Source organism: Rhodococcus sp. ARP2, assembly GCF_001029585.1.
Lineage (GTDB): Bacteria > Actinomycetota > Actinomycetes > Mycobacteriales > Mycobacteriaceae > Rhodococcus_F > Rhodococcus_F erythropolis.
Genome location: NZ_LEKE01000120.1, coordinates 105,507 through 130,322, shown reverse-complemented (window position 1 = coordinate 130,322; position 24,816 = coordinate 105,507). Strand labels below are relative to the sequence as shown.

Here is a 24,816-nt window from a genome sequence, read left to right as displayed (position 1 = left end):
ATCGAACTCGGCCCGGCTTACACCGGCGGAGAGACGCTGAAAGACGGCGACCAGATTCCGATCGAACGTGCCCACTCCCCCATAGATTTCGACGGCTTGATGGGAAGCGTCAGCACTTTGGCCGACGCATTTGCCGGGGATGGGGGCAATCTCGGCGATCTCGTGAGCCGCGGCGCTGCCGGATGGCAGGGTCAGGGCGATCAATTCAACACCGCAATTCGCAACCTCAGCACGGCAACCGGAGTTGTCGGCGCTCGGTCGGAAGACATCGGTGCCCTCGTCGACAATCTCAATACCTTGATGAATGCTCTGGACGCGAGGCAGGTCAGCCTCGACGAACTTGTCGGTGACCTCGGCACATTGGGCGATCAGTGGGCGAACCAGAACATGGACATCTCACAGCCTCTGCAGGATCTGCAGGTGGTCTTCGACCAGTTGAACAGTTTCATGACAACTCACGGCGATGATGTCGGTGCCATAACCGACAACGTGCGAGTTCTCGGTGACACTCTGGCTGCCAAACAACCCGGCCTCGCAGAGTTCATGGACCTTGTGCCGTTGATGATGCAGAACCTCTCCCAGACAATCGGTCCTGATCAGCGCGGGCGCATTCGGCTCAACGTCTCGACTGCATTGACTCAGTTCGCGGTTGCGAAACCGCTGTGCGACACCTACAAGTTGCCGATCTGTACCGGAGCCGGGTTCACGAATCCGATTTCCTTCCCCCTCAGCACTTCTGATCCGCTCGGAATCGCCTCCGCGATTTCCGGCGGAGCCGTCCCCGGAGGTGGCAATTGACGCGGCAATCGGTTCGAATAGTCGCCGGTATCGTGATCATCGGTGTGGGTTCTGTGGCCGTGTTCGCCTTCGGCGGCTGTAGCGCAGGCATTCAAGACCTACCCCTGGGTCGTTCGGCCGACGGTGATGCGTACAACGTGGCGCTGCAGCTGGCCGGCGCCGACGGCCTGGTGTTGGGGGCAGACGTCCGCAGCGGCCAGAAAGTCATTGGCCGAGTATCCGCGCTGTCCGCCGACGTCGTCGGAGCCGATGTGACGCTGAGTCTGGACGCCGCGACGCCGTTGCCGGACAACGTCGAAGCATCCGTCGAACTCCCGTCCGCACTGGGCAACCCGTTCATCAGACTATTGGTGCCGGAGGTTCCGTCCGGCTCGATGCTCAGCGACGGCGACACAATTCCGGAGTCTCGCACCGAGATCGGTCCGCAAGTCGAAAGTGCGCTTGCCACGCTCGGTACGGTTCTGACCGGAAGCGGCATCGATCAACTCGATACCGTGGTGCGCGAGCTGAACACCGCGTTTTCCGGGCGCTCCGGTGAAGTTCGTTCTCTGACCGACACCCTGACCTCGCTCATGGCAGAGGCAAGCAGTCACCGCAGCGAGTTCGACGAGGCCGTCGACCTCGCTGCCCGGGTCTCCTCCCAACTGGCCGGCCAACGCGACGTCGTCGACAACTACCTCGATTCCGTTCCACAGGTGGTGTCGATTCTCGTGGGACAGAAGGATCAGATTGCAAGCCTGTTGAACTCGACCGTTCAGCTCGCCACCAACGCAAACACCATCCTCGACTCGTCACCCGACGGCCTCGACGCGATGCTGCACGATGCGTCGACCGTTGTCGGGACTCTGGATTCGTTCAATTCGGAGATCGGTCAGACACTGGCGAATATGAACGGACTGCTCGAGAACTTCACCAGTGCAGTCCAAGGTGACTACCTCGTTTTCGACGGCGCCCTGGATATTCCGGGAACGATCGACAAGCTCTGGAGCGGCGGGATGGCCGGTCAATCGATCACACCGGCGGGAACTCTCACCGATCTACTTCAAGGAGGTCTGCGTTGAGTCGCCTTGCGCTTGTTCAACTTGTCCTGTTCGCTCTGATCGCTGCTGTGGTAATCCCTTTCGGAATCGTCTACGTGGTCGGCCCTCAGGGTTTCGGTGGCCAAATCCGGCTGCACGCCAACATGTCCGACGCCTTCGGGCTGACCAAGGGCACGGTCGTCACGTATCGCGGCGTACAGGTGGGGAAAGTGAGTGAAGTCGAACTCGACGCAGGCACCCGCTCGGCTCGGGTGGAACTCTCACTCAACGACAACACCGAGATACCTACCGACAGCGTCGCCAAGGTGACGATGGGGACCGCAGCCGGAATTCAGAATGTCGACATCTATCCCAACACAGACCACGGCCCGTATCTTCGGGACGGCGACGAAATCGCCATGCCCGCGGATCAGCAACCGGTCCAGATGAGCCAGTTGATGCTTCAGGCGTCCGGTGTCCTGGAAGGGATTGATCCGCAAGCGATCAGCGACATCGGGACCGAACTGGGGAATTCGTTCAACGGGCTCGGCCCGAGCTTGGCGACGATGATCGACAACGGTGGGACCATGTCCGCGCAGTTGAACGACCAGTCGACCGAACTCGCCGCGCTGCTGTCGCGAACCTCCACGTTGGTGGACTCCATGGCGACACAATCGGATTCGTTCGTCCGAGGAATGGCGGCTGCCAAGAACTTCACCGAACAACTCGAATCCAACGCTCCGGTGCTGATCTACCTCACCGATCATTCGCCCGCCGCCCTGAACAGCGCTCAACAGTTGTTCGACAAGTACCACAACACTTTCGGAGCGGTCCTGGCCAATCTCGTCACTGTCGCACCGATCATCTCCGACCGCACAGACGCCCTCGAAACCGGGCTTGTCACGATTCCTGAAGGTCTCGCCAAACTGGCATCCATCGTCAAAGGCGATCGCGCCGACTTTGCCTTGGTTGCGACACAGGGGCCGGTCTGTAACTACGACACCCCTAGGCGTGAGGTCGGCGATCTGTCTCCCACCAGTCCAAGTCTGGCGATGTACTGTCCCCCCGCCGACGACCTCGTCCAACGCGGAGCACAGAATGCTCCGCGCCCGAACGACCTCGGATTGCAGAACTCGACGGTCCCCGGTACGCCGATCGGACCGCCCGTCGTCGCAGATCCGATTCTCGTCCCCACCGGAGTCGACGCCCTGAACTACTGGAGATTGATGTTGGAAGGACTGGGAAATGGCACACGGTGACAACGCACTACTCGACGAGGCTGAAGCCGAGGTGGCCGAACATCCGACTTCTCCGTCGCTACTTCGCCGCCTCAAGGAGCCACGCAACGCACTGATCTCACTCATAGCGGTAGCGCTGGTCGCAGCATTGGTGGTGCTCGGATTCCAGATGTACTCGGCGAATCAGGAAGACACGCTGCGGCAGGAGGCTTTGGACACCGCGCGGGGTTACTCGACCATCATGTCCTCCTTCGACTATCAGAACCTCGATGCCAACAAAGACAGCATCGCCTCGATGTCGACCGACGAGTTTGCCGGCACCTACCGAACGATGGTCGATTCACTGCGCGAAGTCGTCGCCGGGGGGCAAGGCCAGGCGAGCGCAACGGCGACAGACGTCGGCATCGAATCGCTGGACAATTCGTCGGCCAAGGTGCTCGTGTTCGTCGACCAACAAGCGAAGAATGTCGCAGCGCCAGAGGGAAACACGCAGAAGTACCGCATGGTCGTGTCCCTGGTCCGCTCGGACGACCGGTGGCTCGTGAGCAACGTCGAGACCAAGTAACTCACCACGCGCGGAGGAAGATCCATGCCCACTCACTATCTGGATTCGGAAAAGTCCGAGTCGTCTCTTCGGACCGATCAGACACGCATCACCATCACGGCGGAGCGTAGGCGGTGGGCACGTAAACCCGCACACATCACCGACGCACTCGATTTCTGGTCGTTCGCCGGAGCCGCTGCCAACGTTATCCTGCAACTCGGTTGGCCCGAGGTGGCGTACGGCGTCATGGAGAGCAAGGTCGAATCTGGTGCTCTGACAGCGCATCCGTGGAAGCGCGCACGAACCACAACGCAGTACCTGACGGTCGCGATCCTGGGCAACGAGGAAGAGCGAAAGGCCTACCGCGAGGCCGTGAATTCGGTACACCGACATGTGAAGTCGGATGCGAACAGCCCGGTCAAGTACAACGCCTTCAATCGCGAACTCCAATTATGGGTTGCTGCTTGCCTGTTCATCGGTTTCGAAGACAGTCATCAGTTGTTGCACGGCAAGATGTCGGAAGAACAGGCGGAGTCGTTCTATCAGTCCGCATCGACTTTGGGAACGACACTGCAGGTCACCGAAGAGATGTGGCCGGCCACACGCGCAGACTTCGAGCGCTACTGGAACCTCGGTTGCGAACGCGTCGTGATCGACGAACGCACCAAGCAGTATCTGATCGACCTGGTCAATCTACAGATGATCGCTTGGCCGATACGCCTGGCATTCCGAAACTTGTTGCGGTTCCTGACGGTCGGATTCCTTCCACCGATCTACCGCGACCAACTCGACCTCGAGTGGACCGAAGACGACCGCCGCCGGTTCGAACACCTCTTCATTTTCGTGTCGTTCGTCAACAGGTTCATCCCACGCTCCGTTCGTCAGGCCGGCAACACCATACAGATGCGCGACATTCGTCGTCGGATTAAGACGAGCAAGAATCTCGTCTGAGCCAGCAGCGCGTAATTCGTTTTCAATTCTGCTGCCCCACAGGTAAATCGGGGCGGTCGGTCGACAATAGATCGCGGTTCGACACAGCCTCCTGTGTGACCAGAACTGGGGCCGGAAAATCGACAAAACCGGCCGATCGAGCGCCACATTCGCCACATACCGACGCCATCAAGACGCATTTCCAGTGACTTGCATCACACTTTATCTCGATTATGTAACGCCGAGAGAGGTGGCATATCGCCACGCGACCTGGGAAAACACTCTTTGATGCATTTCTGTTGCACAAACATGCGTCAACACGCCGACCCGTGACCAATCCGTAATCATCTCTTATGGTTGGTGACAGCCCGATCAACCGGGCATTACCGAATCGCCACCGCCCGTCCCACCCCGCGGTTCGGACTCGACAACATTCCTAGTGGTGGGAGCGGAGCTGAGACGGTCACCGTCCTCCGTCGGCGGGACTCGAGAGGATTTACCAAAAATGACCAAGACCACCGTTACCCGTGCCCTTGCCTCTGTCGCCGCAGCCGGAGCCCTCGCAGCCGGAGCCCTCGGACTGAGCGCCGGCACCGCATCCGCAGCCACCCACGACTGGTCGGGTGTCGCAGAATGCGAATCTTCGGGCAACTGGGCCGCGAACACCGGAAACGGCTACTACGGCGGCCTCCAGTTCAGCCAGAGCACGTGGGAAGCCTACGGCGGAGCCGGCAGTGCCGCCAACGCCAGCCAGGCAGAACAGGTCCGCGTCGCGGAAAACGTCCTTGCCGGTCAGGGTGCCGGCGCGTGGCCGGTTTGCGGACAGTACCTCCGCTGAGCCCAGCCCAAGTAGTGCGTCACTGCCCGGTGTTCGTCGAGAATTCGACGGACCCCGGGCAGCGTCGTACTAGCGACCTTCATGCCCCGCCCGATCCAGCCCCTCCGCCGCTGCTGTTGAAAGACATTACGGCGGTACGTGATCCGTCGGGATGACGCGGTGCGAGCGAGGTGTACTGACTCGCCTTCCGATCACGCATCAGCCCTCGGAGAGCCATCCACAATTTTTGGGCCGTTCTTGCCAACCGGTTGTGAGAACTGACCGGCGCAGCCGTAGACGCGTACGGGATGGGCTCCTTGCGCACGTAGTGCTCCATAACCCCAGCTTAGCCGTGTTTCGATGCCGAAATGCTCGAATACGGCGATGCCTCGCGGCCCTCATGGTGCCCGAACAAACTGTTCCAGCGAACTCGGTGATCCATCCTTGACCAGGCGTGCAAACCGGTCGGGTAAATCGCGTGGCCCGAACACTTCTCGACCATTGTGCGGCCGCTACCGGCACGAGGAAGTAGTCGTTGATCGCACCGTCCCAACCCGGCAATATCGTCGGATCATGGATCTCCTCATGCCACACATGGGTGGCGGCCCCGTAGTCACGCAAGCCGATCTCCTCGTCCAATTCGCGCGCGAGCGCCTCGGGCGGGGTTTCGTCTCCTTCCAAGCCTCCGCCCGGAGGACACCAGACCGTCAGCCCGCCCCCGGGTGCGATGAATCGGTAGAGCAAGTCAGCAGGTCAGGCCACAACGGCCAACTCCGGCAGTCCGGCAACCACAACCGCGAGGTTGTAACCCGACATCCGCAGTTCTCCGTTGTCCCCGGTTCTCGCGTACTCCGCATGACCGAAAGCCCGCTCGTGCTTGACACCGTCCGGGGTGATCCCCTCGGCCGTGGACAATCGGTGGAACTCGGTGCGCGTCGGATCGCCACCGAAACGGCCGAACCCTGCGATACTGTCGCCTTCCGCTTTCATGACGTAGACGTGGCGGTCGGCGATACCGAGGTCCGACTCCACCTTGGCCCGCACGCCGGGTGAACCGTAGAACACCACGTCGTCGACCGCTGCGCTTGCCCCGCGTTGCAGCGCAAGAGAAGTCGCAAGCGATCCGTAGGAGTGACCCAACGCGGTGATATGGACTCGGTCGTTGACCGACGCAGCACGAAGACCGTGAAAGAAGCTACCCAATGCGTCGGCGGCTATGCCTGCCTTGGACGATCGACTTACGTCGAAGCTGGCCCGACCGATGTCGAACTTTCCCGGCCCGATCACCTGTGGCGCGTCGTATCCGATCCAGGCGATGGTGGCCACGCTCTCCTTTCGGCCGGCCAGTTCGAGTTGGCGCATCGCCTCGGCTCGCAATCGTGTTGCCTCGCCGACCATTCCGCGCATCGAGTCCTTGACGTTGGTGTTCAGTCCGGGAATCGTCACGGAGATGTGATCCGCTGTGTCCGGATCACCGATCGCGATTGCCGCGAAGCCGCGTTCACCCGAGCGCATGTCCATGAGCAGTAACCGTCGACAAGTTTCGGTGCGAAACAACTCGTCGAGCGCGTCCAGATCCTCGAGTTTGCGTTCGGCGTACCACTGGCCCGCCCCTGTGTTACTCAGTCTGCCGCCGAAGAACTCACGGTGGAGTTCTTGCGAGATTCGGACTGAATCATCTTGCAGCCGTGCTCGTTCCGATTGAATTCGATCGAGATTGGCAGGACTGCGAACCGCAGAAGGAATTCCATCGAGGTTGGCGATCAGGCCGGGTGCATGACGCAACATCTGACGCTGCGATCAGGGCTGAACGCTCGCCACTCCTCCCCCACACGCACAGCTTTGTCACGGAGGTCGGTGCCGACCTGAGACCGCAGAGACAACGCATGATGAAGATCCGCGCTGACCAGCAGTGCCTCACCGATCAGTTCTCGCACCGCGATCTCGAGCAACTGGGCATGCACGTGGAGCGGGTGACCGTCGGCGATGGGCGCAACGGCAGAAACGGTTCCGTCCTGACGAATATGCAAGTCGTCGGCGACGGCCTCTTTGCGCAGCGTATCCAGCCGTCGCCGGATGTCGCGGACACGATGAGCGACCAGAACGCCCTCCAGCCCAGCTGACAGCTGATCCAACGGTTCGACGTCCCATATGTCGATATCTGTGAGATCCACTCGGGTCAGGACGAACGAGCAGCGATCCGCGCCTGCACTTCCGGACGACGCAACGGCGGGACGGTCTGAGGTGGCTGTCTGCGAGGCGGCAATGCGCTGAGCAGGCGCGTCGTCGTTTCGGTCACCTCACGCACCGCCTGTTCGAAAGCGTCTCGGTTCGCGTCGGACACCTTGGCTATTCCACTCACCTTACGTACGTATTGGCGAGAGGCGGCCTCGATCTCCTCGGGCGTAGCAGCGGGCTCGAGTCCACGAAGTTCAGTGATGTTTCGGCACATAATTCGACGATAACCCTGCTCACCGACGCCGTCACGGTTCGATACACCAATGTATCCAAACTGCCACGCAGATCCGGGCATCACGGTAGTTTCAGTGAAATTCCCCCAGTGACTGGAAGTAGCCACTAACTCATGGACTCTGCACTCACCTCCGTCGGCCTACCCGCCGCACTCGCCATCATCATGTTCGGCCTCGGGCTTTCCCTGACAGTCGGAGATTTCGCCCGCGTGGCAAAAGCGCCGAAGGCCGTTTCGATCGCCCTGATCTGTCAGTTGTTGTTGCTCCCGGCCGCGGCCTTCGGATTGGTCACGTTGTTCGACCTCGACCCACTGCTCGCGGTCGGCATGATGCTCCTCGCCGCATCACCGGGCGGCACGACGGCAAACCTGTTCAGCCATCTGTTCCGCGGCGATGTTGCTCTCAATGTGACACTGACAGCGGTCAATTCGGTGATAGCGGTGGTCACTCTCCCCCTGATCACCAACTTCGCGTTGGGTTACTTCGAACCCGAGGACGCGGACGGCACCCTCGGGCTTCAGTTCACGAAGGTGCTTCAGGTCTTTGCCGTCGTATTGATTCCTGTCGCCCTCGGAATGTGGGTTCGGTTGCGCTCGAGCGCCTTTGCCGAGCGGATGGACAAGCCCGTCCGCATCGGATCTGCGGTGGTTCTGGCACTGGTGATCGTCGGAACGGTTATTTCCGAGCGCGAGAACATCGCGGACTATCTCGTCGACATCGGCGTCGTTGCTGCCTTGTTCTGCCTGCTGAGCCTCTCGATCGGTTACATCGTTCCCCGCATCTTCGGTATCGAGGATCGTCAGGCCATCGCCAGTTCCATGGAAATCGGCATCCACAACAGCACGTTGGCGATCACCATCGCCGTCAGTCTCCTCGGCAACGTGCAATTGGCAGTGCCGGCTGCGGTGTACGGCGTTCTCATGTTCCCGCTCGCCGCCGCCTTCGGCGCAACGATCACCCGCAAGTCACGGACAATGGCCGAAATCGACTAATATCAGGCGGTTTTCGATATAGGTGATCTGGTATCGCCGACCCTACGATCGACACGGACTCAGACCGAAGGGTATCGAAAAATGCTGACCACCACACCTACCGTGCTGGACGAACGCGCCTGGCAAGAGCTAGTCGACGCACTGACCCGTCGCAAATTCGGCATCGGAGCCGGGATGGCAGCAGTAGCAACACTTCTGTCGTCCTGCAGTTCGAGTGACGGTTCGGGTACATCTGACGACACTCAAATGCGCACCGTCACCACACCGTTGGGAACTTACGACATACCGACCAACCCCAAGCGGGTCTTGGCCGTCGACGCACGCACCGACCTCGAGCTCGCTATTGCCCTGGAGCTACAGGTCTTCGGATACAACATCTCGCCCGCCACCGAGTGGGTTCCCGTCGACGGTTCGGCCGAATACCTCAGCGACAAGCCCAATCTGGAGCAGATCCTCGGACTCGCACCCGATCTCATCATCTGCGTCAACGCCGACAACGAGTACTGGCCCGCTGCAAAACTCCAAGCCATCGCTCCTGTCCTGACAACCGAATCGAAGCAGACGTGGCGAGAAAATCTCACGCGACTCTCCGATTGGTTGGGCCGAACACCCACCATGGATCGCCTGATCACCGACTACGACGCTCTGATCACCGACATCCGCTCTCGACACGCTTCGGCGATCGCGGGAAAGACCGTCGCGAGTTTGTCCTACAGTCCGGACAAGGCCACGATCTACATCGACAGCCTGCCCGTGTCGGAGGAAACCGGTAAGAAGAATCGCCAGCCCACCGACATGACGCTCGCTGACATCGGTGGAAGAACATTGAACACAACCGGTTTCGACAATCAGGGGCGACTGAGCATCGAGGAGATGGATCGCCTTCGCGATTGCGACGCGTTCATGGTATCCGTCACCGACAGCAGCGACACCACGTTCGATCAGCTCTCGGACAACAAGTTGTGGCAACGACTTCCGGCTGTGCAGGCCGGGAACGTCACCGTTCTGCACGGCAGTACGTACTACGGATCCATCTACACCAACATGTACGTAGCCAAGGGCTGGGACGATCTCTATTCGACGCTCGACTGATCAGACTTGTCCGTGGAAATGCCGGCCGCTCCCACGCGGTCGGCATTTCACGTTTCGAGGTCGATGCCCAACGCTCCGGAGAGGGTCCGCAGACAAATCACTCTCAACTCTTCCTGCGGTATGGAAGGTTGATCGAGCCAGTCGAGGCAGACAGCTCGGACGAATGCGATCCATCCCCGAACTGCGACGGCAGCGAGCTGTCTTCTTTCCCCCTCGAATTCCAGTGCGTCGAGGATTCGAATCTGCTGCTGTTCGAGTTCGCGTTCGACGATCGCTCGGATACCGGCCTCGGCGGAGAGCGTCCCCACGTTGATGGCGCGTACTCCCCTGCTGTGCGACTTCACGTACGCGAAGTAGGCGTCCAACCCGGCTGCCACCTGTTCGCGCACCGGTAGCGTCGCGTCCGGTGCGGTCACCTCGAGCAGGTGCTGCGATTCGCGCTCGACGATTGCGGCGAAGAAGTCTCGCTTGGTCGGGAAGTAGTGGTACATCAACCCGCGCGAGACGCCCGCAATCTCGGCGACCTCTTCGATCCAGACGTCCTCGTACGAACGATCGGCGAAAAGTTGCGCGCCGATGTCGAGCAACTGCGTGCGCCGCTGCTCTCGGTCCAGGCGTTTTCGTGGTGCGACCATAGACAAGTCAGATTACTACTTGACACCGATTCAGTAAGGCGTACTTTGCGTACTAGACACCAATTCAGTAAGCGATCTCACCCGGGGGACACACCATGAGCGTCGACACCACTCCAGAGGCGACGACCGATGCTCGGATTCCGCATCCGGCATGGCGCCTGCCAGTCCTCGGGGACGTCCTCGGGATCAATATCCGGACGCCGCTGCAGAACTCCGTGAGCATCGGGCGCGAACTCGGCCCGATCTTCGAGAGAAATGTCCTGGGAAATCGCTTCGTCTTCGCCTCGGGCGCGGACATGGTGGCAGAACTGTCCGACGAGTCCCGGTTCGCGAAGCACCTTGCGCCTGGAGTCAAAGCACTCCGCGGAATCGGCGGCGACGGACTGTTCACTGCGTACAACCACGAACCCAACTGGGGCAAGGCGCACAATCTCCTGGCCCCGGCGTTCAGCCAGACTGCGATGCGCTCGTACCACCGCACCATGCTCGACGTGGCCGGCGAGCTGGTCGATCATTGGGACAGTCGTGACAGCGACTCCCCCATCGACGTCTCGGCAGACATGACCAAGCTGACGTTGGAGACCATCGGACGCACTGGATTCAGCTACTCGTTCGACTCTTTCGAACGTGAAGAGCAGCACCCGTTCGTCAAGGCGATGGTCGGCGCTCTCTCCCATTCACAACGCACGACGTTCTTGAAGTCGACGGCCCTGGGGCGAGTCCTCGCACGTCGGGCCGATCAACGTGACGAGGTCCGCAAGGCGTACATGGCCGAGGTTGTGGACGAGGTGATCCGTGCCCGGCGGACAAGTACCGAACCGGGGCCCGAAGATCTTCTCGAACTGATGCTGCGGGCGGCACGCGAAAACGATCCCAACCGTATCGACGAACTGAACATCCGCCATCAGGTCGTGACCTTCCTCGTCGCGGGACACGAAACCACCTCCGGCGCGTTGTCGTTCGCGCTGTACTACCTGTCACGAAACCCTGACGTGCTGGCCAAGGCGCAAGCCGAGGTCGACAAGGTCTGGGAGGGCGAGGAGCCCGCCTTCGAGAAGATCGCGAAACTTCGATACGTACGACGCGTCCTCGACGAATCGCTGCGTCTGTGGCCGACCGCTCCCGCCTACGGCCGTGCGGCGCTCGAAGACACCACGCTCGTCGGCAAGTATCCGATGAAGAAGGGCGATTGGATGCTCGTGCTCATCCCGTCACTTCATCGCGATCCCGTGTGGGGCAACGATCCCGAGGCTTTCGATCCGGATCGCTTCCTACCTGCCAACATCAAGGCCAGGCCGGCGCACGTGTACAAGCCGTTCGGAACAGGTGAACGCGCCTGCATCGGAAGACAATTCGCCATTCACGAAGCGGTCCTCGTGTTGGGCACCATCTTGCAGAAATATACGATCGAAGCCGATCCGGACTACGAGTTGAAGGTGGCCGAACGGCTCACCCTGATGCCCGAAGGCTTCAACTTGACGGTCCGCCGACGCTGAGCTCGGCAAACGGCGTCGAGTAAGTCGGTTGAACAGTCCCGAATGCGGTAATCCCTGAGGTGGCAGCAGCGAGCACCGGCGCACCCTGGGAGTTCACATGACAAAGAGGCCTGCAGTTGGAATCGTCTTGCTCTCCGCGGCATTGGCCACGGGAGCTTGCTCGGCAAGCGTCGGGACGCCGCAAGTGGACAAGTCCGAAGTCGCAAGTCAGATCTCCACTCAACTCGCCGAGAAGATCGGCGAGCCGCCTGACGACGTGACGTGTCCGGAGAACCTCGACGCAGAAGTCGGCGCATCGATCACGTGCATCCTGACCGAGCAGGGCACCGAATACGACGTCACAGCTACCGTGACCAGCGTTGACGGTGAAAGTGCGAACTTCGACATCAAGGTTGCGGATGCGCCGAACAACTAACTGCTGTGCGCCTTTATTAACCGCCGGCGGTTAATAAAGGCGCACAGCAAGGCGTCAGAGCCGCTCGATAATCGTCGCGTTTGCGGTGCCGCCACCTTCACAGATGGTCAGCAGGCCGTAACGACCGCCGGTGCGCTCGAGTTCGTTGAGCAGGGTCGCCATCAGCTTGGTGCCAGTCGCGCCGAGCGGGTGACCGAGTGCGATCGCGCCGCCGTTGACGTTGACCTTGGCCGGATCTGCGCCGATCTCCTTGATCCAGGCCAGGACGACCGGGGCAAAAGCTTCGTTGATCTCGACGATGTCGATGTCCTCGATGCTCAGACCGGCCTTCGCGAGAGCATGCTTCGTGGCCGGAATCGGCGCACTGAGCATGAAGATCGGGTCGTCGCCGCGAGCGCTGAGGTGATGAATCCGGGCACGGGGCTTGAGGTTGTACTTCTCCACCGCTTCCGCCGACGCCAGCAGCAGCGCACTCGCACCATCGGAGATCTGGCTGGCCACCGCTGCAGTCATGCGGCCGTCTTCGACGAGAACCTTGAGCGTCGCCATCTTTTCGAGGCTGGTCTCGCGGGGTCCTTCGTCGACAGTCGCGTCGCCCATGGCAACGATCTCGTTGTCGAAGCGACCCGCGGCGATTGCAGCCTTGGCGCGCTCATGGCTCTGCAGGGCCCACTTCTCGAGCTCTTCGCGGCTGATGTCCCACTTCTCGGCGATCATTTCGGCGCCCTTGAACTGCGAGACTTCCTGGTCACCGTAGCGCTCGGTCCAACCGACCGAACCCGAAGTCGGCGTGTCGAATCCGTACTGCTGACCGACGATCATCGCTGCCGAGATCGGAATCTGGCTCATGTTCTGAACGCCGCCGGCAACGATCAGATCCGCGGTACCCGACAGGATTGCCTGAGCGCCGAAGTGCACTGCCTGCTGGCTCGAACCGCACTGACGGTCAACGGTCACCCCGGGAACGTGCTCCGGGAATCCCGCTGCGAGCCAGGACATACGGGCGATGTTGCCGGCCTGGCCGCCGATGGCGTCGACGCAACCGAAGATCACGTCGTCGACGTCACTGGGATCGATACCGGTGCGCTCGACCAGTGCCTTGACGACGTGCGCACCGAGATCGATGGGGTGCACGCCGGACAGCGCGCCACCCCTCTTGCCGATCGGTGTGCGAATGGCGTCGACGATGTAAACCTCGGACATAGCGTTAGCTCCTAGTTTCGTTGTGCAGCAATAGTTCTTGAAGTTGATTCAGCAATAGCGTCTGAAGTTGTAGCCGGATCGGAGAGCCCGTCGAGCACGATCGCGAGATATTGAGCCGCGACGGCGTGAGCCGACAGGGATCCACCCGGGCGGTACCAGCGAACCGCGACCCACACGGTGTCTCGCATGAATCGGAAGACCAACTCGACGTCGATGTCGGAACGGAAGGTCCCGTCCGCGACGCCGGCTTCGAGGACGCCGACCCACAGGTCCCGGAATTCGGTGTTGCGCTCGGCCAGGTAAGCGAAGCGCTCGTTCCCGACGAGGTGCTTGACCTCGTCCTGGTAGATCGCCACAGCCGAATGTGAGGCGTCGATGGCCTCGTAGGAAGTCACCACCAGCGCTTCGAGCGTCGCGCGACTGTCCAACCCCGCCGCGACGATCTCGCGGTATTTTCCGAAGAGTTCGTCGAGGAACTGGTGCAGGATCTCGTCGACCATCGACTCTTTGGAATCGAAATGGTGATACAGGCTGCCGGACAGGATCCCGGCGGCGTCGGCGATGTCGCGGACGGTCGTCGCGCGCACTCCGCGATCGGCGAACAGCCCCGCCGCGATCTCGAGCAGCTCGTCGCGGCGCCCGGACTTGCCGTTTGATTCGTCGGAATTTCGAGGTGGCGTCATGTATTCAATCCTATCCAGGGCCTTCCCCTGTGCGCGGTCAGCGAGTCCGGGGACTCCTTAACCGCGCACGGGGACGCTAGGCCCTCTGCGAAGAAACGGAGACGATCTCGCCGGTCATGTAGGTGGAGTAATCGCTGGCGAGCATCGCGATGACCGTTGCGATCTCCCAGACCTCCGCGGCGCGGCCGTAGGCCTCGCCGGAAGCCAACTGGTCGAGCAGTTCCTCACTGGTGACCTTCGCCAAAAACGCGTGACGCGCGATGGAGGGCGAGACCGCGTTGATACGGACTCCGTACTCCGCGGCTTCGATAGCGCTGCACCGAGTCAGTGCCATGACGCCCGCCTTGGCTGCGGCGTAGTGAGCCTGGGAATGCTGCGCCCGCCAACCGAGAACGGACGCGTTGTTCACCAGAACACCGCCGTGGGGAACGCTCTTGAAGTACCGCAGCGCGGCACGCGTCGAACGGAAGGTGCTGTTGAGGGTGATGTCGAGAACGCGATCCCACTGATCGTCCGTCATGTCGACGACGGGTGTCTCGCCGCCCAGGCCCGCGTTGTTGACGACGATGTCGATACGTCCCAACTTCTCGGCCGCGCCGACGAACAACGCGTCGACCTGCTCGGTGCTGGAGACGTCGCAGATGATGGACTCGACCTGCTGGCCGGGAAACTCGGCCTTCAGCTTCTCCACCGTCTCGCCGAGCCGACGCTCGTGGAAGTCGGAGACGAGAACGTCGCCGCCCTCGAGAAGCACCCGGCGCGCGGTAGAGAAGCCGATGCCGGTTCCGGCTGCGGCGGTGATGATCGCCTTCTTGCCCACGAGCAGTCCGTGGCCCGGGGTTTCCTCGGGCGCAACGGAAAGCGGGGACGCGGCTTTGGTGTCAGACATTAACGAGCCTCTCGGGGAAGACCGAGCACGCGCTCGGAAATGATGTTGCGCTGAATTTCGTTGGAACCGCCGTAAATCGTGTCGGCGCGGGTGAAGAGGAAGAGTCGCTGCCACTCGTCGAGTTCGAGATGCTCGGGGTCGGTGATGTCCGAGGCATTGCCTTCGGAATCCGCCCACGGTGCAACCAACGACGACGCACCCTGCACGTCCATCGCCAGCTGTCCCAGGTCACGATGCCAGTTGGCCCACAACAGTTTTGCGACGGACGCTTCTCCGCCACCGGTTCCGGCGTCGACCGCGTCGAGAGTACGCATCGCGTGGGCGCGCATCACACGCAGTCCGACCCAGGCACGAGCGATCTTCTCGCGAATGTGCGGATCCTGGTCACTGCCATTGGCCTTCGCCAGGTCGACGACGCCCTGGAGCTCGCGAGCGAATCCGATCTGCTGTCCGAGCGTCGATACCCCGCGCTCGAAGGTGAGCAGCCCCATCGCGATCTTCCAGCCCTCGCCAGGTTCCCCGACCACCAGATCGGCGTCGGTGACGGCGTCGTCGAAGAAGACCTCGTTGAACTCCGACGTACCGGTGAGCTGCTGGATGGGCCGAACTGTCACACCAGGCTGATCCAACGGGACCAGCAGGAAGCTCAAGCCCTGATGACGCTTGGAGCCCACCTCGGTGCGGCAGACCACGAAGCACCACTGCGCGACGTGAGCCAGTGAGGTCCACACCTTCTGGCCGTTGATGATCCACTTGCCGTCTTCGAGGCGTGCGGTGGTGGAGACGTTCGCGAGGTCTGAACCGGCGCCAGGCTCGGAGTAGCCCTGCGACCACAGTTCGCTGACCGTGTTGATTCCAGGAAGGAATCGGCGCTTCTGCTCGTCGGTTCCGTACGCGATCAGCGTCGGGCCGAGCAACTCTTCACCGATGTGGCTGACGCGAGCGGGCGCACCGGCCTTCGCGTACTCCTGATGGAAGATGACCTGCTGAGAGATGCTTGCTCCCCGCCCGCCGAACTCCTTCGGCCACCCGAGGCACGTCCACCCTGCGGCTGCGAGGTGCTTGTCCCACTCGAGTCGTTGCTCGAAGAACTCGTGCTCACTGCCGGGGCCGCCCTTACCCTTGAGCTGGGCAAATTTGCCCGTCAAGTTCTCGGCCAACCACTGCGCGACCGTGGCCGCAAACTCGTCGTCCGTCATCTGCCCGTCCGGGCTCTCGCTCTGGTCCACATATGTAAGATAACCTACCAAGCACTTGCTAGGTAGCGTGTCAGGTAGGAGTCCAGTGACCGAACAACCGAGAACCATCCCATCAGCCCTCATCCGGGCCGCCGAGGAGTTCGGTGAGCGCGCGGCTATCGCCGATGGCGACACCCGACTGACCTTCGCACAGCTACATCAACGTGTCCGCGATTTCGCCGGCGCGCTGATCAACCGTGGGGTGAAGGCGGGCGATCGCGTCGTCATCTGGTCGCCCAACACGTATCACTGGGTGATCGCCCTGCTCGGCGCTCAATATGCCGGCGCGGCCATCATCCCGATCAACACTCGATACACCGGCACCGAAGCTCTCGACATCATCGAGCGCGTCGACGCCGCGGCCTTGGTGGTCGTCGGCACGTTCCTCAAGGCCGATCGCTATCAGCAGTTGCTCGACGCCAACCCGGACCTGTCGATCCCCACCGTCATCCAGGTACCGATCGACGGGGACGACGACCGCGACGGCGTCATCGAGTTCGAGGACTTCCTCGCACTCGCCACCGACGCCGCCCGCACCGAAGCCGACGCGCGTGCTGCGAAGGTGCAGCCAGACGACGTCAGCGACATCCTCTTCACCTCCGGCACCACGGGACGCAGCAAGGGCGCGATCACCGCGCATCGTCAGTCCATCGCTGTCGCCAAGTCGTGGGGTGAATGCGCCGAGGTCACCACCGACGACAACTTCCTCATCATCAGCCCGTTCTTCCACACCTTCGGGTACAAGGCCGGAATCCTGGTCTGCCTGCTGAACGGCGCGACGATCGTGCCGGTGTCCGTCTTCAACATCGACGACACCCTCGCGCTGGTCAACAGCGAAAAGATCAGCATCCTGCCCGGTGCCCCGACGATCTACCAGACCATTCTCGATCACCCCCGCCGCAGCGAATACGACCTGTCCTCGCTCCGCATCGCGATCACCGGCGCAGCACCCGTGCCGGTTGCTCTCGTCGAGCGCATGCAGGCAGAGCTTTTCGACGCCGTCCTCACGGCATACGGTCTGACCGAGGCAGTGGTCGCGACCATGTGCCGCACCGACGACGACCCGGTCACCGTCTCCACCAGTTCCGGCCGCGCGACAGCCGATTTCGAGGTCAAGATCGGCGACCAGGGTGAGATCCTGCTTCGTGGACCGAACGTCATGCTCGGATACCTCGACGACCCCGAATCCACCGCCAAGGCAATCGACGCCGACGGCTGGTTGCACACCGGAGACGTCGGAACCCTCGACGAGCGTGGCTATCTCGACATCACCGACCGCCTGAAAGACATGTACGTCAGCGGCGGATTCAACGTCTACCCCGCCGAGATCGAGGGCATGTTGGCTCGCCTGCCCGGCGTCCACGAGTCTGCTGCCATCGGCATCCCCGATCACCGGATGGGAGAGGTGGGCCGCGTCTACATCGCCCAACTCGACGGTGCCGGCCTCACCGAAGAGTCGGTGATCGCTTTCCTCAAGGAGAAGATCGCAGGCTTCAAGGTGCCCCGCGAGGTGCGCTTCGTAGATCACCTGCCCCGTAACCCCTCGGGCAAGGTCCTCAAAACGGTTCTGCGCGAGGAACAATCATGACCGTTCCCTTCGAAGCCGACGTCGTGACCTACGAGGTTCGTGACTCGGTCGCCGTCGTGACCTTGAATCGACCCGACTACCGCAACGCCCAGAACTCGGTGGTCACGTACGCCCTCGACGCGGCATTCCAGCGCGCCGTCGAGGACGACGACGTGAAGGTGATCGTCCTGGCAGGCAACGGACCTCACTTCAGCGCCGGACACGACCTGGGAACTCCGGGACGCGACCATCACGTCGAGTACGAGAACAAGGCCACCATGTGGTGGGATCACGTCGACAAGCCAGGCGGTGACCAGCGTTTCGCCCGCGAGATGGAGGTCTACCTGGGCATGTGCCGCCGTTGGCGGGAGATCCCCAAGCCCACCATCGCGATGGTCCAAGGCGCCTGCATAGCCGGTGGGCTCATGCTCGCCTGGGTCTGCGACATGATCGTCGCGGCCGACGACGCCTTCTTCTCCGATCCCGTTGTCCGCATGGGCATCCCCGGCGTCGAATACTTCGCGCACCCGTGGATGGTCGGTTCACGTTTCGCGAAGGAAATGCTCTTCACCGGCGATCGATTCACCGCGCAACGCGCCTACGAAATCGGCATGGTCAATCGCGTCGTCGCCCGCAAGGATCTCGAGAAGGAGACGTTCGAGCTCGCCGGGCGTATCGCCGAGATGCCGCGCTTCGGACTGGCTTTGACCAAGAAGGCCGTCAACCAGTGCGAGGATCAGATGGGGATGCGTAACGGCATCGACTCCGTCTTCGGTCTGCATCACTTCGCTCACGCTCACAACGCCGAGGTCGGCAAAGACTCGCTTGGTGGTCTCGACGCCAAAGCCATGGCTGCCAGTGCTCGCGCACCGCAGGAAGGAACAAACTAGTGGATCTCGTATTCGACGACGCCACAACCGCATTCCGTGACGAGGTCCGCTCGTTCCTGGAGGCGAATGTGCCCGCCACTCCCCTGAAGTCGATGGATACCGCCGAAGGCTTCGAAGAGCACCGTCAGTGGGAGCACACTCTCGCCGACGCCGGCTACGCCGTCGTGTCCTGGCCCAAGGAACTCGGCGGACGCGATGCGTCCCTGCTCGAATGGGTCATCTTCGAGGAGGAGTATTACCGCTCTGGCGCGCCCGGGCGCGTAAGCCAGAACGGCATCTTCTTGTTGGCTCCCACACTGTTCGAGCATGCAAATGCCGAGCAGTTGGCTCGCATCATGCCGCGCATGGCTCGTGCCGACGACATCTGGGCCCAGGCCTGGTCCGAGCCCGAATCCGGTTCCGACCTCGCGAGCCTGCGTTCGAGTGCGAAGAAGGTCGACGGGGGCTGGCTGCTCAACGGTCAGAAGACGTGGAGCTCACGCGCAAGCTACGCCGACTGGGGCTTCGGCTTGTTCCGCTCCGATCCGGATGCGCAGCGCCACAAGGGCATCACGTATTTCATGTTCGACCTGCGCTCGAAGGGCGTCACCGTTCGCCCGATCGATCAACTCGACGGCGAGCCCGGCTTCGCCGAGATCTTCCTCGAAGACGTCTTCGTGCCGGACGACCCGGCCAACCCTGGTGAGTCGGGTGTGATCGGCAACGTCAACGAAGGTTGGCGCGTCGCGATGAGCACCGCGAGCAACGAGCGTGGTCTCTCGCTGCGCAGCCCCGGCCGCTTCCTCGCCACCGTCGACCGACTGCTCGAGCTGTACAAGTCCAGCGGACGAACCGACGACAGCGCTCTGCGTAACCAGGTTGCCGACGCCTGGATCGGCGCTCGCGCCTACCAGCTCAACACATTCGGTACCGTCACCCGTCTCGCCGACGGTGGACGACTCGGCGCCGAGTCCTCGATCAACAAGGTCTTCTGGTCCGAGTGGGATATCGCCACCCACGAGACTGCTCTCGAACTGCAGGGCCCTGAAGCCGAGCTGGCCGACAACTGGATGGACGGATACCTGTTCTCCCTGTCCGGCCCGATCTACGCAGGCACCAACGAGATTCAGAAAAACGTCATCGCTGAGCGTCTGCTCGGCCTACCGAAGGCGGACCGATGAGATTCGCGCTCGACTCCTCCCACCAGGACTTCGCTGCAAGCATCGATGCACTGCTGACCAAGTCCGACATGCCCTCCGTCATCCGTTCGTGGAACGACGGTGACACCGAGCCGGGCAAGAAGCTCTGGCAGCGCCTTGCCGAGACCGGCGTCAACGGCCTCGTCATATCCGAAGAACACGACGGACTCGGCGCCGACGCCGTGGACCTGGTCGTTGCACTCGAACAGCTCGGTCGGCACGCAGTACCCGGACCGGTCGTCGAGACCATCGCAGTAGCACCGACGCTCCTGGCTTCCGTTGCACCGGAACGTCTCTCTGCTCTCGCCGAGGGTTCGCTGGCAACCGTCGCCGCTCCCCCGCGCACACCGTTCGCGCTCGACGCCAATGCGGTCGATCTGGTTCTACTCGCGCAGGACGGCACCGTCTCACTCGGCGTCCCTGGCGAAGCCAAGGCATCGGTGGATCTCTCCCGCAAGCTCTACGAGGTTTCCGCCGGCGAATCGCTGGGCTCCGCCGACTTCTCCGCAGCCTTCGACATGGGCGCTCTTGCCACTGCCGCGCAGTTGCAAGGTCTCGGCCAGACACTGCTCGAGGTCACCACCGAATACGCGAAGCAGCGCAAGCAGTTCGGCAAGGTCATCGGACAGTTCCAGGCAATGAAGCACCACCTGGCAGAAGTTGCCGTTTCGCTCGAAATGGCTCGCCCCCTGCTCCACGGTGCCGCTCTGTCGGTTCGCGATCAGTCGGCCGACGCCTCGCGTGACATTTCCGCCGCCAAGGTCGCGTGCGGGGATGCTGCTTACAAGGCCGCCCGCGTCGGACTCCAGGTTCACGGCGCCATCGGCTACACGATGGAACACGATCTCTCACTGTGGCTCACCAAGGTACGAGCATTGCTCACCGCCTGGGGCACACCGTCCGAGCATCGTGCGCGCGTCGTCGAAGCGCTGGTTGCATCATGAGCATCGACACCGAAGACCAGGCAGCACTACGTGCGTCGGTACGCGATCTCCTGAGCAAGCATTCCGACTCCGCTGCCGTCCGCGCTGCCATCACCACCGAGATCGGCTACGACGCCGCGTTGTGGAGCAAGCTGTGCGAGCAGATCGGCGTCGCCGCGCTGGCGATTCCGGAGGAGTTCGACGGCGTCGGAGCAGGTTTGGGCGAGGTACATGTGGTCCAGGAGGAACTGGGCCGCACGCTGACCCCCTCACCGATGCTGGGTTCGGCGATTCTTGCCGCACAGGCACTGCTGCTTTCCGGTGACGACGACGCATGCTCGCGACTGCTGCCCGGTGTCGCGTCCGGAGAGAGCACGCTCGCCCTGTGCTGGGCAGGGGCTGCGGGTTGGAGCACCTTCGGCGTCGAGGCAACCGAGGATGCGTTGATCGGTACGGCGTCGTACGTCCTCGACGGACACATTGCGGACACCCTGCTCGTTCTCACGGCCGACGGCTTCTACGAAGTGGATCCCGCGGCCGAGGGCGTCTCCCGCCGACGCGTCCCCACCATGGATCCGACGCGAACGCTGGCGGAGGTCACGTTCTCCGGTGTTCGTGGTCGGCCACTGGAGTGGTCCGAAGATCTGGTCGATCGCATCCGAACCGTCGTTCTGATCGCGTTGTCCGCTGAACAGGTCGGAGCGGCCGCAGCGATCGTCGAACAGACCGTGGAATACACCAAGTCGCGCAAGCAGTTCGGTCGCGCGATCGGTTCTTTCCAGGCCCTCAAGCATCGGATGGCCGACATGTACACGTTGGTCGAGACGGCGCGGTCGATGACGTACGCCGCCGTGGCGACGCAGTCGGCGGACGACGCGGCGGTAGCGAAGGTGTACTGCTCGGAAGCCTTGCAGCAGATCACCTCCGAAGCAGTTCAGTTGCACGGCGGAATCGCAATCACCTGGGAGCACGACGCTCAGCTGTACTTCAAGCGTGCACACGGCAGCGCTCAGCTCTTCGGACAGCCGAGCACCTACCTGCCGAGCCTCGCGCAGGCAGCGGGCCTCTAGGAGACGTCGGTGCTTGTTCGCTCGCAATCCCGGGCGAACAAGCACCGTCTCGTTCGGTGTCGAACAGACTTCAGCTCTCGGCAGGAGCGACCAACCCGTTCTCGGGTATTGACAGACTCGATGGTGAGACTTCCTGAAACTGCATGTTCCGCCTCAGTTCGATTGCAATCCGTTCCCGTGAGCTGGTCGAAAGCTGCTTTTCTATCAGCTTGTTCAGTCTCACCGGATCCGGTTCGAACCGTTCAGCTTCTTCACGCACTCGCCAAGTCGCTTTATCTCCAGGATCTGCGAAGGTAACTACCCCAATTCCGTGAGAACTGGCAACTGTGCGAACCTCTCGAAGCGGTCTCTTGAGTGCATCCGTGAGATACGTGGGGATATGGAACGCGACAACGGCGTGCGTCGAGGCCCGACGATGCGCAAGCGCTTCGTACACCGCTGTGACATTGACTTGATCGAAAGGCTTCACCTCAACGGTTGTGGCCTCCAGAAAGATTCCAGGTACGTAGTCGAATCTACGTACCGAGATTGTCACAAGATCTGAGCGTGACCACGTACCGCCGGTGCTTCGCTTACCTTGATTAGCGACGTCGTCGACCGTCAGTGGCGCCACTCCGGATTTGCGGAGTGGAAGCTCCCGCAGCACATCGACCATCGGTGCGTAGAGGTTCAATTCTCGGATCCTGAACGGCACGGTCAGCGTCGTAACTGACGCGTCGGCGTCCTGGTCTTTCGTAGAGGATTCCCGAACCACGCTCCCACCCCGGCCGCCTGCTTTACGGACCAGGTTCTTGTCCACCAAAGAATTTGCAGCAGTTCGATACCGCTCTTTGCCGAAACTTGCCTTCTGCCTAAGTTTGCCGTTACCAAGGGTATCTCCGTTTGAAGAAAGCAATTCGAGCAGAAGAGCCTCGTCCAAAGTCAACTGCGGAAGCGACACTTGTTTCCCCGATTCTCGCGTTCAATGGGCCAACCTATTGCGACCGGTCTGAATGTATTCGACCAACTGCGCCTGAGTAAGCCAGTTGCAAGTAGCAGTCACCCACTGAGCGGAACATTCCGCTGTCTCATACCCTCCGGTAGCGCAGAATCGGTCACCAGACAGCTGTCCATCTCACAGACCGGAGTTTTCTCGTGAATCGATTCGACGACAAGCGCGTCCTCATCAGCGGCGCAGGGTCCGGAATCGGCCAGGCCACCGTTGCCCGCATCCTGGCAGAAGGAGGCACCGTCGTCGCCGCCGACATTTCCGAGACCGGCCTCGAACAGACGCTGAACGCCGCGAAGGACGCCGGCCACTCCGATCGCCTCACCACGGTGAAGGTCGACATCTCCAGCGAAGAGTCTGTTCGCGAACAGGTCGGCGCTGCGATCAAGGCTCTGGGCGGGCTCGACGTGCTGGTCAATGCGGCGGGCATTCTGCGCTCCGCGCACACCCACGAGATGACACTCGATTTCTGGAACACCGTCATCGGGGTCAACCTCACCGGAACGTTTCTCATGACGAGGGAGTCCCTGCCGGCACTGCTCGAAAGTGGAGCAGGCGTCGTGGTCAACTTCAGTTCCACCTCGGCGACCTTCGCCCACCCGTACATGACGGCATATGCGGCGTCGAAGGGTGGAATCCAATCCTTCACGCACGCACTTGCACTCGAGTACAGCAAGCAGGGTCTTCGCGCCGTGGCCGTCGCACCCGGCAGCATCGCTTCGGGCATGACGTCCGATCCCGGCTTCCCGGCCGACATCGACTTCACGCTGCTCGGCAAGCTGGCCCCAGCAATCGGTGAGGGTTTCGCGCCCCCGTCCGCGGTCGCCGGCGTGATCGCGATGCTCGCTTCCGAGGACGGATCGTTTGTCACCGGAACGGAAATCCGCATCGACGGCGGCACGCATATGTGATCCCCTGCTGTGCGCCTTTATTAACCCCCGGCGGTTAATAAAGGCGCACAGCAGTGAGGCGGCATACTTATCTAGCCGCCCGGAACCCGTCCGACGGTACGAAGTGCGGTGGGGAGCCAGCGGTGAGCGAATCAACAGGCAGTACGAACCTCGAGCCTGTGCTGATCAGTCCTGTCGTCGGCGGAATTATTCGCACCTGGTCCGAGGACGAGACCCGCTTGTGGAGCGTCGACGATCCCGAGGCGCTCGGCGCACTGCTTGGACGCGGCCTCGTAGCTCGTACTGCTCTGCCGGACAACAAGTTCCGAGAAGTTGCGTTTTTGGATACCCAGACACAGACCCTCACTGTGCAGCCGCGCTTCGCGTCCCCGGACAGCACTGCCCTCGCCGCACCGTTCAAGCTCACCGACGCGTCGGCCCCGACCGGCGACGCTTGGGAAGATCTCGAATCGGTACTCGCGTCCATCGCGATCTCCGCTGCTGGACGCGGCGAATTCTGGCTCGCGGAACTCGGCGGGTGGGATTCTCCGCACGAGCCGAACTGCCTCTTCACGACCGTCGACGAATCGGGCCTGGCCAACGCAGTCATGGAGGCAAACCCCGCACCCGTGGGCACAGGCGTCTGGCCGGAGGTTCCGAGCGACCAAACCGGCGTTTCGGTGTCGGCACCAGCCTCACAGGACACCATCGAGGCTGCCGGAATCTTCGCGGTTTCAGCGATCGAGACGTGGGGCGTCACACCGTGGGACATCAACCTCACCTTCGGCAAACTGGTCGATTTCACCTGATCAACGGCACCGACACGCGGCGGTGAGTTGTACGTCTCCCC

General features: G+C 61.8%; 26 protein-coding genes and 1 pseudogene. 17 read left to right on the top strand and 10 right to left on the bottom strand.

Annotation, left to right across the window (positions count from 1 at the left end; all coding sequences use genetic code 11):
* From ABX74_RS29620 to ABX74_RS29595, 6 genes and pseudogenes are all read left to right on the top strand, one after another.
* Nucleotides 1-798 (top strand): MCE family protein (locus ABX74_RS29620; protein WP_047890354.1); only part of this gene is annotated, 798 nt, incomplete at its 5' end.
* The gene (locus tag ABX74_RS29615; protein ID WP_053062096.1) at nucleotides 795-1,859 is read left to right on the top strand and encodes an MCE family protein; all 1,065 of its coding nucleotides are present in this window, start codon (nucleotides 795-797) and stop codon (nucleotides 1,857-1,859) included. The genes ABX74_RS29620 and ABX74_RS29615, both read left to right, overlap by 4 nt.
* On the top strand, nucleotides 1,856-3,076 hold the full coding sequence (locus tag ABX74_RS29610) for an MlaD family protein (protein ID WP_047890353.1): 1,221 nt from the start codon (nucleotides 1,856-1,858) through the stop codon (nucleotides 3,074-3,076). The genes ABX74_RS29615 and ABX74_RS29610 overlap by 4 nt, the downstream gene beginning before the upstream one ends.
* Nucleotides 3,063-3,620, top strand: coding sequence for a hypothetical protein (locus ABX74_RS29605; RefSeq protein ID WP_047890352.1), 558 nt, complete (start codon nucleotides 3,063-3,065; stop codon nucleotides 3,618-3,620). The genes ABX74_RS29610 and ABX74_RS29605 overlap by 14 nt, the downstream gene beginning before the upstream one ends.
* A 24-nt stretch (nucleotides 3,621-3,644) precedes the next feature.
* Nucleotides 3,645-4,550, top strand: coding sequence for an oxygenase MpaB family protein (locus ABX74_RS29600; RefSeq protein WP_047890351.1), 906 nt, complete (start codon nucleotides 3,645-3,647; stop codon nucleotides 4,548-4,550).
* A gap of 484 nt (nucleotides 4,551-5,034) precedes the next feature.
* Nucleotides 5,035-5,361, top strand: a pseudogene (locus ABX74_RS29595) (transglycosylase family protein); the annotation flags it as partial.
* 204 nt (nucleotides 5,362-5,565) lie between these two features.
* Here ABX74_RS29595 and ABX74_RS30705 read toward each other — a convergent pair.
* The 4 genes from ABX74_RS30705 to ABX74_RS29580 form a co-directional block, all read right to left on the bottom strand.
* Nucleotides 5,566-6,027, bottom strand: coding sequence for a hypothetical protein (locus ABX74_RS30705; RefSeq protein ID WP_262982289.1), 462 nt, complete (start codon nucleotides 6,025-6,027; stop codon nucleotides 5,566-5,568).
* 72 nt (nucleotides 6,028-6,099) lie between these two features.
* Nucleotides 6,100-7,134, bottom strand: coding sequence for an alpha/beta hydrolase (locus tag ABX74_RS29590; protein WP_223258049.1), 1,035 nt, complete (start codon nucleotides 7,132-7,134; stop codon nucleotides 6,100-6,102).
* A complete protein-coding gene (locus ABX74_RS30700) occupies nucleotides 7,110-7,520 on the bottom strand; it encodes a hypothetical protein (protein WP_047890350.1) in 411 nt (136 codons plus the stop codon). The genes ABX74_RS29590 and ABX74_RS30700 overlap by 25 nt, the downstream gene beginning before the upstream one ends.
* A gap of 5 nt (nucleotides 7,521-7,525) precedes the next feature.
* Nucleotides 7,526-7,798, bottom strand: a complete 273-nt coding sequence (locus ABX74_RS29580; protein WP_003945457.1) for a DUF2277 domain-containing protein — start codon at nucleotides 7,796-7,798, stop codon at nucleotides 7,526-7,528.
* A gap of 132 nt (nucleotides 7,799-7,930) precedes the next feature.
* Here ABX74_RS29580 and ABX74_RS29575 point away from each other — a divergent pair, with 132 nt between their 5' ends.
* Both ABX74_RS29575 and ABX74_RS29570 read left to right on the top strand, forming a co-directional pair.
* Nucleotides 7,931-8,809, top strand: a complete 879-nt coding sequence (locus tag ABX74_RS29575) for a bile acid:sodium symporter family protein (RefSeq protein WP_047890349.1) — start codon at nucleotides 7,931-7,933, stop codon at nucleotides 8,807-8,809.
* Between the two features lie 81 nt (nucleotides 8,810-8,890).
* On the top strand, nucleotides 8,891-9,901 hold the full coding sequence (locus ABX74_RS29570) for an ABC transporter substrate-binding protein (RefSeq protein ID WP_047890348.1): 1,011 nt from the start codon (nucleotides 8,891-8,893) through the stop codon (nucleotides 9,899-9,901).
* 47 nt (nucleotides 9,902-9,948) lie between these two features.
* Here the strand turns inward: ABX74_RS29570 and ABX74_RS29565 are convergent, their stop codons facing one another.
* On the bottom strand, nucleotides 9,949-10,536 hold the full coding sequence (locus ABX74_RS29565) for a TetR/AcrR family transcriptional regulator (RefSeq protein ID WP_019746951.1): 588 nt from the start codon (nucleotides 10,534-10,536) through the stop codon (nucleotides 9,949-9,951).
* A gap of 95 nt (nucleotides 10,537-10,631) precedes the next feature.
* On the opposite strand from ABX74_RS29565, the gene ABX74_RS29560 reads away from it, so the two are divergent.
* Complete coding sequence (locus ABX74_RS29560; protein WP_020906278.1) at nucleotides 10,632-12,032, top strand: cytochrome P450; 1,401 nt, start codon at nucleotides 10,632-10,634, stop codon at nucleotides 12,030-12,032.
* A gap of 97 nt (nucleotides 12,033-12,129) precedes the next feature.
* On the top strand, nucleotides 12,130-12,447 hold the full coding sequence (locus ABX74_RS29555) for a DUF4333 domain-containing protein (RefSeq protein ID WP_073512010.1): 318 nt from the start codon (nucleotides 12,130-12,132) through the stop codon (nucleotides 12,445-12,447).
* Between the two features lie 54 nt (nucleotides 12,448-12,501).
* Here ABX74_RS29555 and ABX74_RS29550 read toward each other — a convergent pair whose 3' ends face one another.
* From ABX74_RS29550 to ABX74_RS29535, 4 genes are all read right to left on the bottom strand, one after another.
* A complete protein-coding gene (locus ABX74_RS29550; RefSeq protein WP_003945727.1) occupies nucleotides 12,502-13,650 on the bottom strand; it encodes an acetyl-CoA C-acetyltransferase in 1,149 nt (382 codons plus the stop codon).
* A gap of 11 nt (nucleotides 13,651-13,661) precedes the next feature.
* Nucleotides 13,662-14,333, bottom strand: coding sequence for a TetR/AcrR family transcriptional regulator (locus ABX74_RS29545; protein ID WP_003945807.1), 672 nt, complete (start codon nucleotides 14,331-14,333; stop codon nucleotides 13,662-13,664).
* A gap of 76 nt (nucleotides 14,334-14,409) precedes the next feature.
* On the bottom strand, nucleotides 14,410-15,222 hold the full coding sequence (locus tag ABX74_RS29540) for an SDR family oxidoreductase (protein ID WP_029254489.1): 813 nt from the start codon (nucleotides 15,220-15,222) through the stop codon (nucleotides 14,410-14,412).
* Nucleotides 15,222-16,451, bottom strand: a complete 1,230-nt coding sequence (locus ABX74_RS29535; RefSeq protein ID WP_019746947.1) for an acyl-CoA dehydrogenase family protein — start codon at nucleotides 16,449-16,451, stop codon at nucleotides 15,222-15,224. The genes ABX74_RS29540 and ABX74_RS29535 overlap by 1 nt, the downstream gene beginning before the upstream one ends.
* 55 nt (nucleotides 16,452-16,506) lie before the next feature.
* Here ABX74_RS29535 and ABX74_RS29530 point away from each other — a divergent pair, with 55 nt between their 5' ends.
* Genes ABX74_RS29530 through ABX74_RS29510 form a run of 5 tightly spaced genes read left to right on the top strand, consistent with a single transcriptional unit; the run spans nucleotide 16,507 to nucleotide 22,088 of the window.
* Entirely contained in the window at nucleotides 16,507-18,048 is a 1,542-nt protein-coding gene (locus ABX74_RS29530; protein WP_020906275.1) for a FadD3 family acyl-CoA ligase, read from the top strand.
* Nucleotides 18,045-18,917: an enoyl-CoA hydratase gene (locus tag ABX74_RS29525; RefSeq protein WP_019746945.1), complete on the top strand. Its 873-nt coding sequence runs from the start codon at nucleotides 18,045-18,047 to the stop codon at nucleotides 18,915-18,917. Before ABX74_RS29530 ends, ABX74_RS29525 begins: the two co-directional genes overlap by 4 nt.
* A complete protein-coding gene (locus tag ABX74_RS29520) occupies nucleotides 18,917-20,077 on the top strand; it encodes an acyl-CoA dehydrogenase family protein (protein ID WP_047890347.1) in 1,161 nt (386 codons plus the stop codon). Before ABX74_RS29525 ends, ABX74_RS29520 begins: the two co-directional genes overlap by 1 nt.
* Complete coding sequence (locus tag ABX74_RS29515) at nucleotides 20,074-21,039, top strand: acyl-CoA dehydrogenase family protein (protein ID WP_020906274.1); 966 nt, start codon at nucleotides 20,074-20,076, stop codon at nucleotides 21,037-21,039. Before ABX74_RS29520 ends, ABX74_RS29515 begins: the two co-directional genes overlap by 4 nt.
* Nucleotides 21,036-22,088 (top strand): acyl-CoA dehydrogenase family protein, encoded by a 1,053-nt coding sequence (locus ABX74_RS29510; protein WP_020906273.1) that lies wholly within the window; start codon nucleotides 21,036-21,038, stop codon nucleotides 22,086-22,088. Before ABX74_RS29515 ends, ABX74_RS29510 begins: the two co-directional genes overlap by 4 nt.
* Nucleotides 22,089-22,158: 70 nt before the next feature.
* On the opposite strand, the gene ABX74_RS29505 is transcribed toward ABX74_RS29510, so the two are convergent.
* On the bottom strand, nucleotides 22,159-23,028 hold the full coding sequence (locus ABX74_RS29505) for a hypothetical protein (protein WP_144419609.1): 870 nt from the start codon (nucleotides 23,026-23,028) through the stop codon (nucleotides 22,159-22,161).
* 194 nt (nucleotides 23,029-23,222) lie between these two features.
* On the opposite strand from ABX74_RS29505, the gene ABX74_RS29500 reads away from it, so the two are divergent.
* Both ABX74_RS29500 and ABX74_RS29495 read left to right on the top strand, forming a co-directional pair.
* A complete protein-coding gene (locus ABX74_RS29500) occupies nucleotides 23,223-23,987 on the top strand; it encodes an SDR family NAD(P)-dependent oxidoreductase (RefSeq protein ID WP_003945543.1) in 765 nt (254 codons plus the stop codon).
* A 122-nt stretch (nucleotides 23,988-24,109) separates the two neighbouring features.
* A complete protein-coding gene (locus ABX74_RS29495) occupies nucleotides 24,110-24,775 on the top strand; it encodes a hypothetical protein (RefSeq protein ID WP_041814676.1) in 666 nt (221 codons plus the stop codon).
* Nucleotides 24,776-24,816: the final 41 nt, after the last annotated feature.

Coding starts and splice junctions, on each gene's coding strand:
- ABX74_RS29510 (WP_020906273.1), top strand. CDS start 21,036: ATGAGCATCGACACCGAAGACCAGGCAGCACTACGTGCGTCGGTACGC.
- ABX74_RS29550 (WP_003945727.1), bottom strand. CDS start 13,650: ATGTCCGAGGTTTACATCGTCGACGCCATTCGCACACCGATCGGCAAG.
- ABX74_RS29545 (WP_003945807.1), bottom strand. CDS start 14,333: ATGACGCCACCTCGAAATTCCGACGAATCAAACGGCAAGTCCGGGCGC.
- ABX74_RS29590 (WP_223258049.1), bottom strand. CDS start 7,134: ATGTTGCGTCATGCACCCGGCCTGATCGCCAACCTCGATGGAATTCCT.
- ABX74_RS29540 (WP_029254489.1), bottom strand. CDS start 15,222: ATGTCTGACACCAAAGCCGCGTCCCCGCTTTCCGTTGCGCCCGAGGAA.
- ABX74_RS29580 (WP_003945457.1), bottom strand. CDS start 7,798: ATGTGCCGAAACATCACTGAACTTCGTGGACTCGAGCCCGCTGCTACG.
- ABX74_RS29525 (WP_019746945.1), top strand. CDS start 18,045: ATGACCGTTCCCTTCGAAGCCGACGTCGTGACCTACGAGGTTCGTGAC.
- ABX74_RS29560 (WP_020906278.1), top strand. CDS start 10,632: ATGAGCGTCGACACCACTCCAGAGGCGACGACCGATGCTCGGATTCCG.
- ABX74_RS29600 (WP_047890351.1), top strand. CDS start 3,645: ATGCCCACTCACTATCTGGATTCGGAAAAGTCCGAGTCGTCTCTTCGG.
- ABX74_RS29515 (WP_020906274.1), top strand. CDS start 20,074: ATGAGATTCGCGCTCGACTCCTCCCACCAGGACTTCGCTGCAAGCATC.
- ABX74_RS29575 (WP_047890349.1), top strand. CDS start 7,931: ATGGACTCTGCACTCACCTCCGTCGGCCTACCCGCCGCACTCGCCATC.
- ABX74_RS29565 (WP_019746951.1), bottom strand. CDS start 10,536: ATGGTCGCACCACGAAAACGCCTGGACCGAGAGCAGCGGCGCACGCAG.
- ABX74_RS29570 (WP_047890348.1), top strand. CDS start 8,891: ATGCTGACCACCACACCTACCGTGCTGGACGAACGCGCCTGGCAAGAG.
- ABX74_RS29555 (WP_073512010.1), top strand. CDS start 12,130: ATGACAAAGAGGCCTGCAGTTGGAATCGTCTTGCTCTCCGCGGCATTG.
- ABX74_RS29605 (WP_047890352.1), top strand. CDS start 3,063: ATGGCACACGGTGACAACGCACTACTCGACGAGGCTGAAGCCGAGGTG.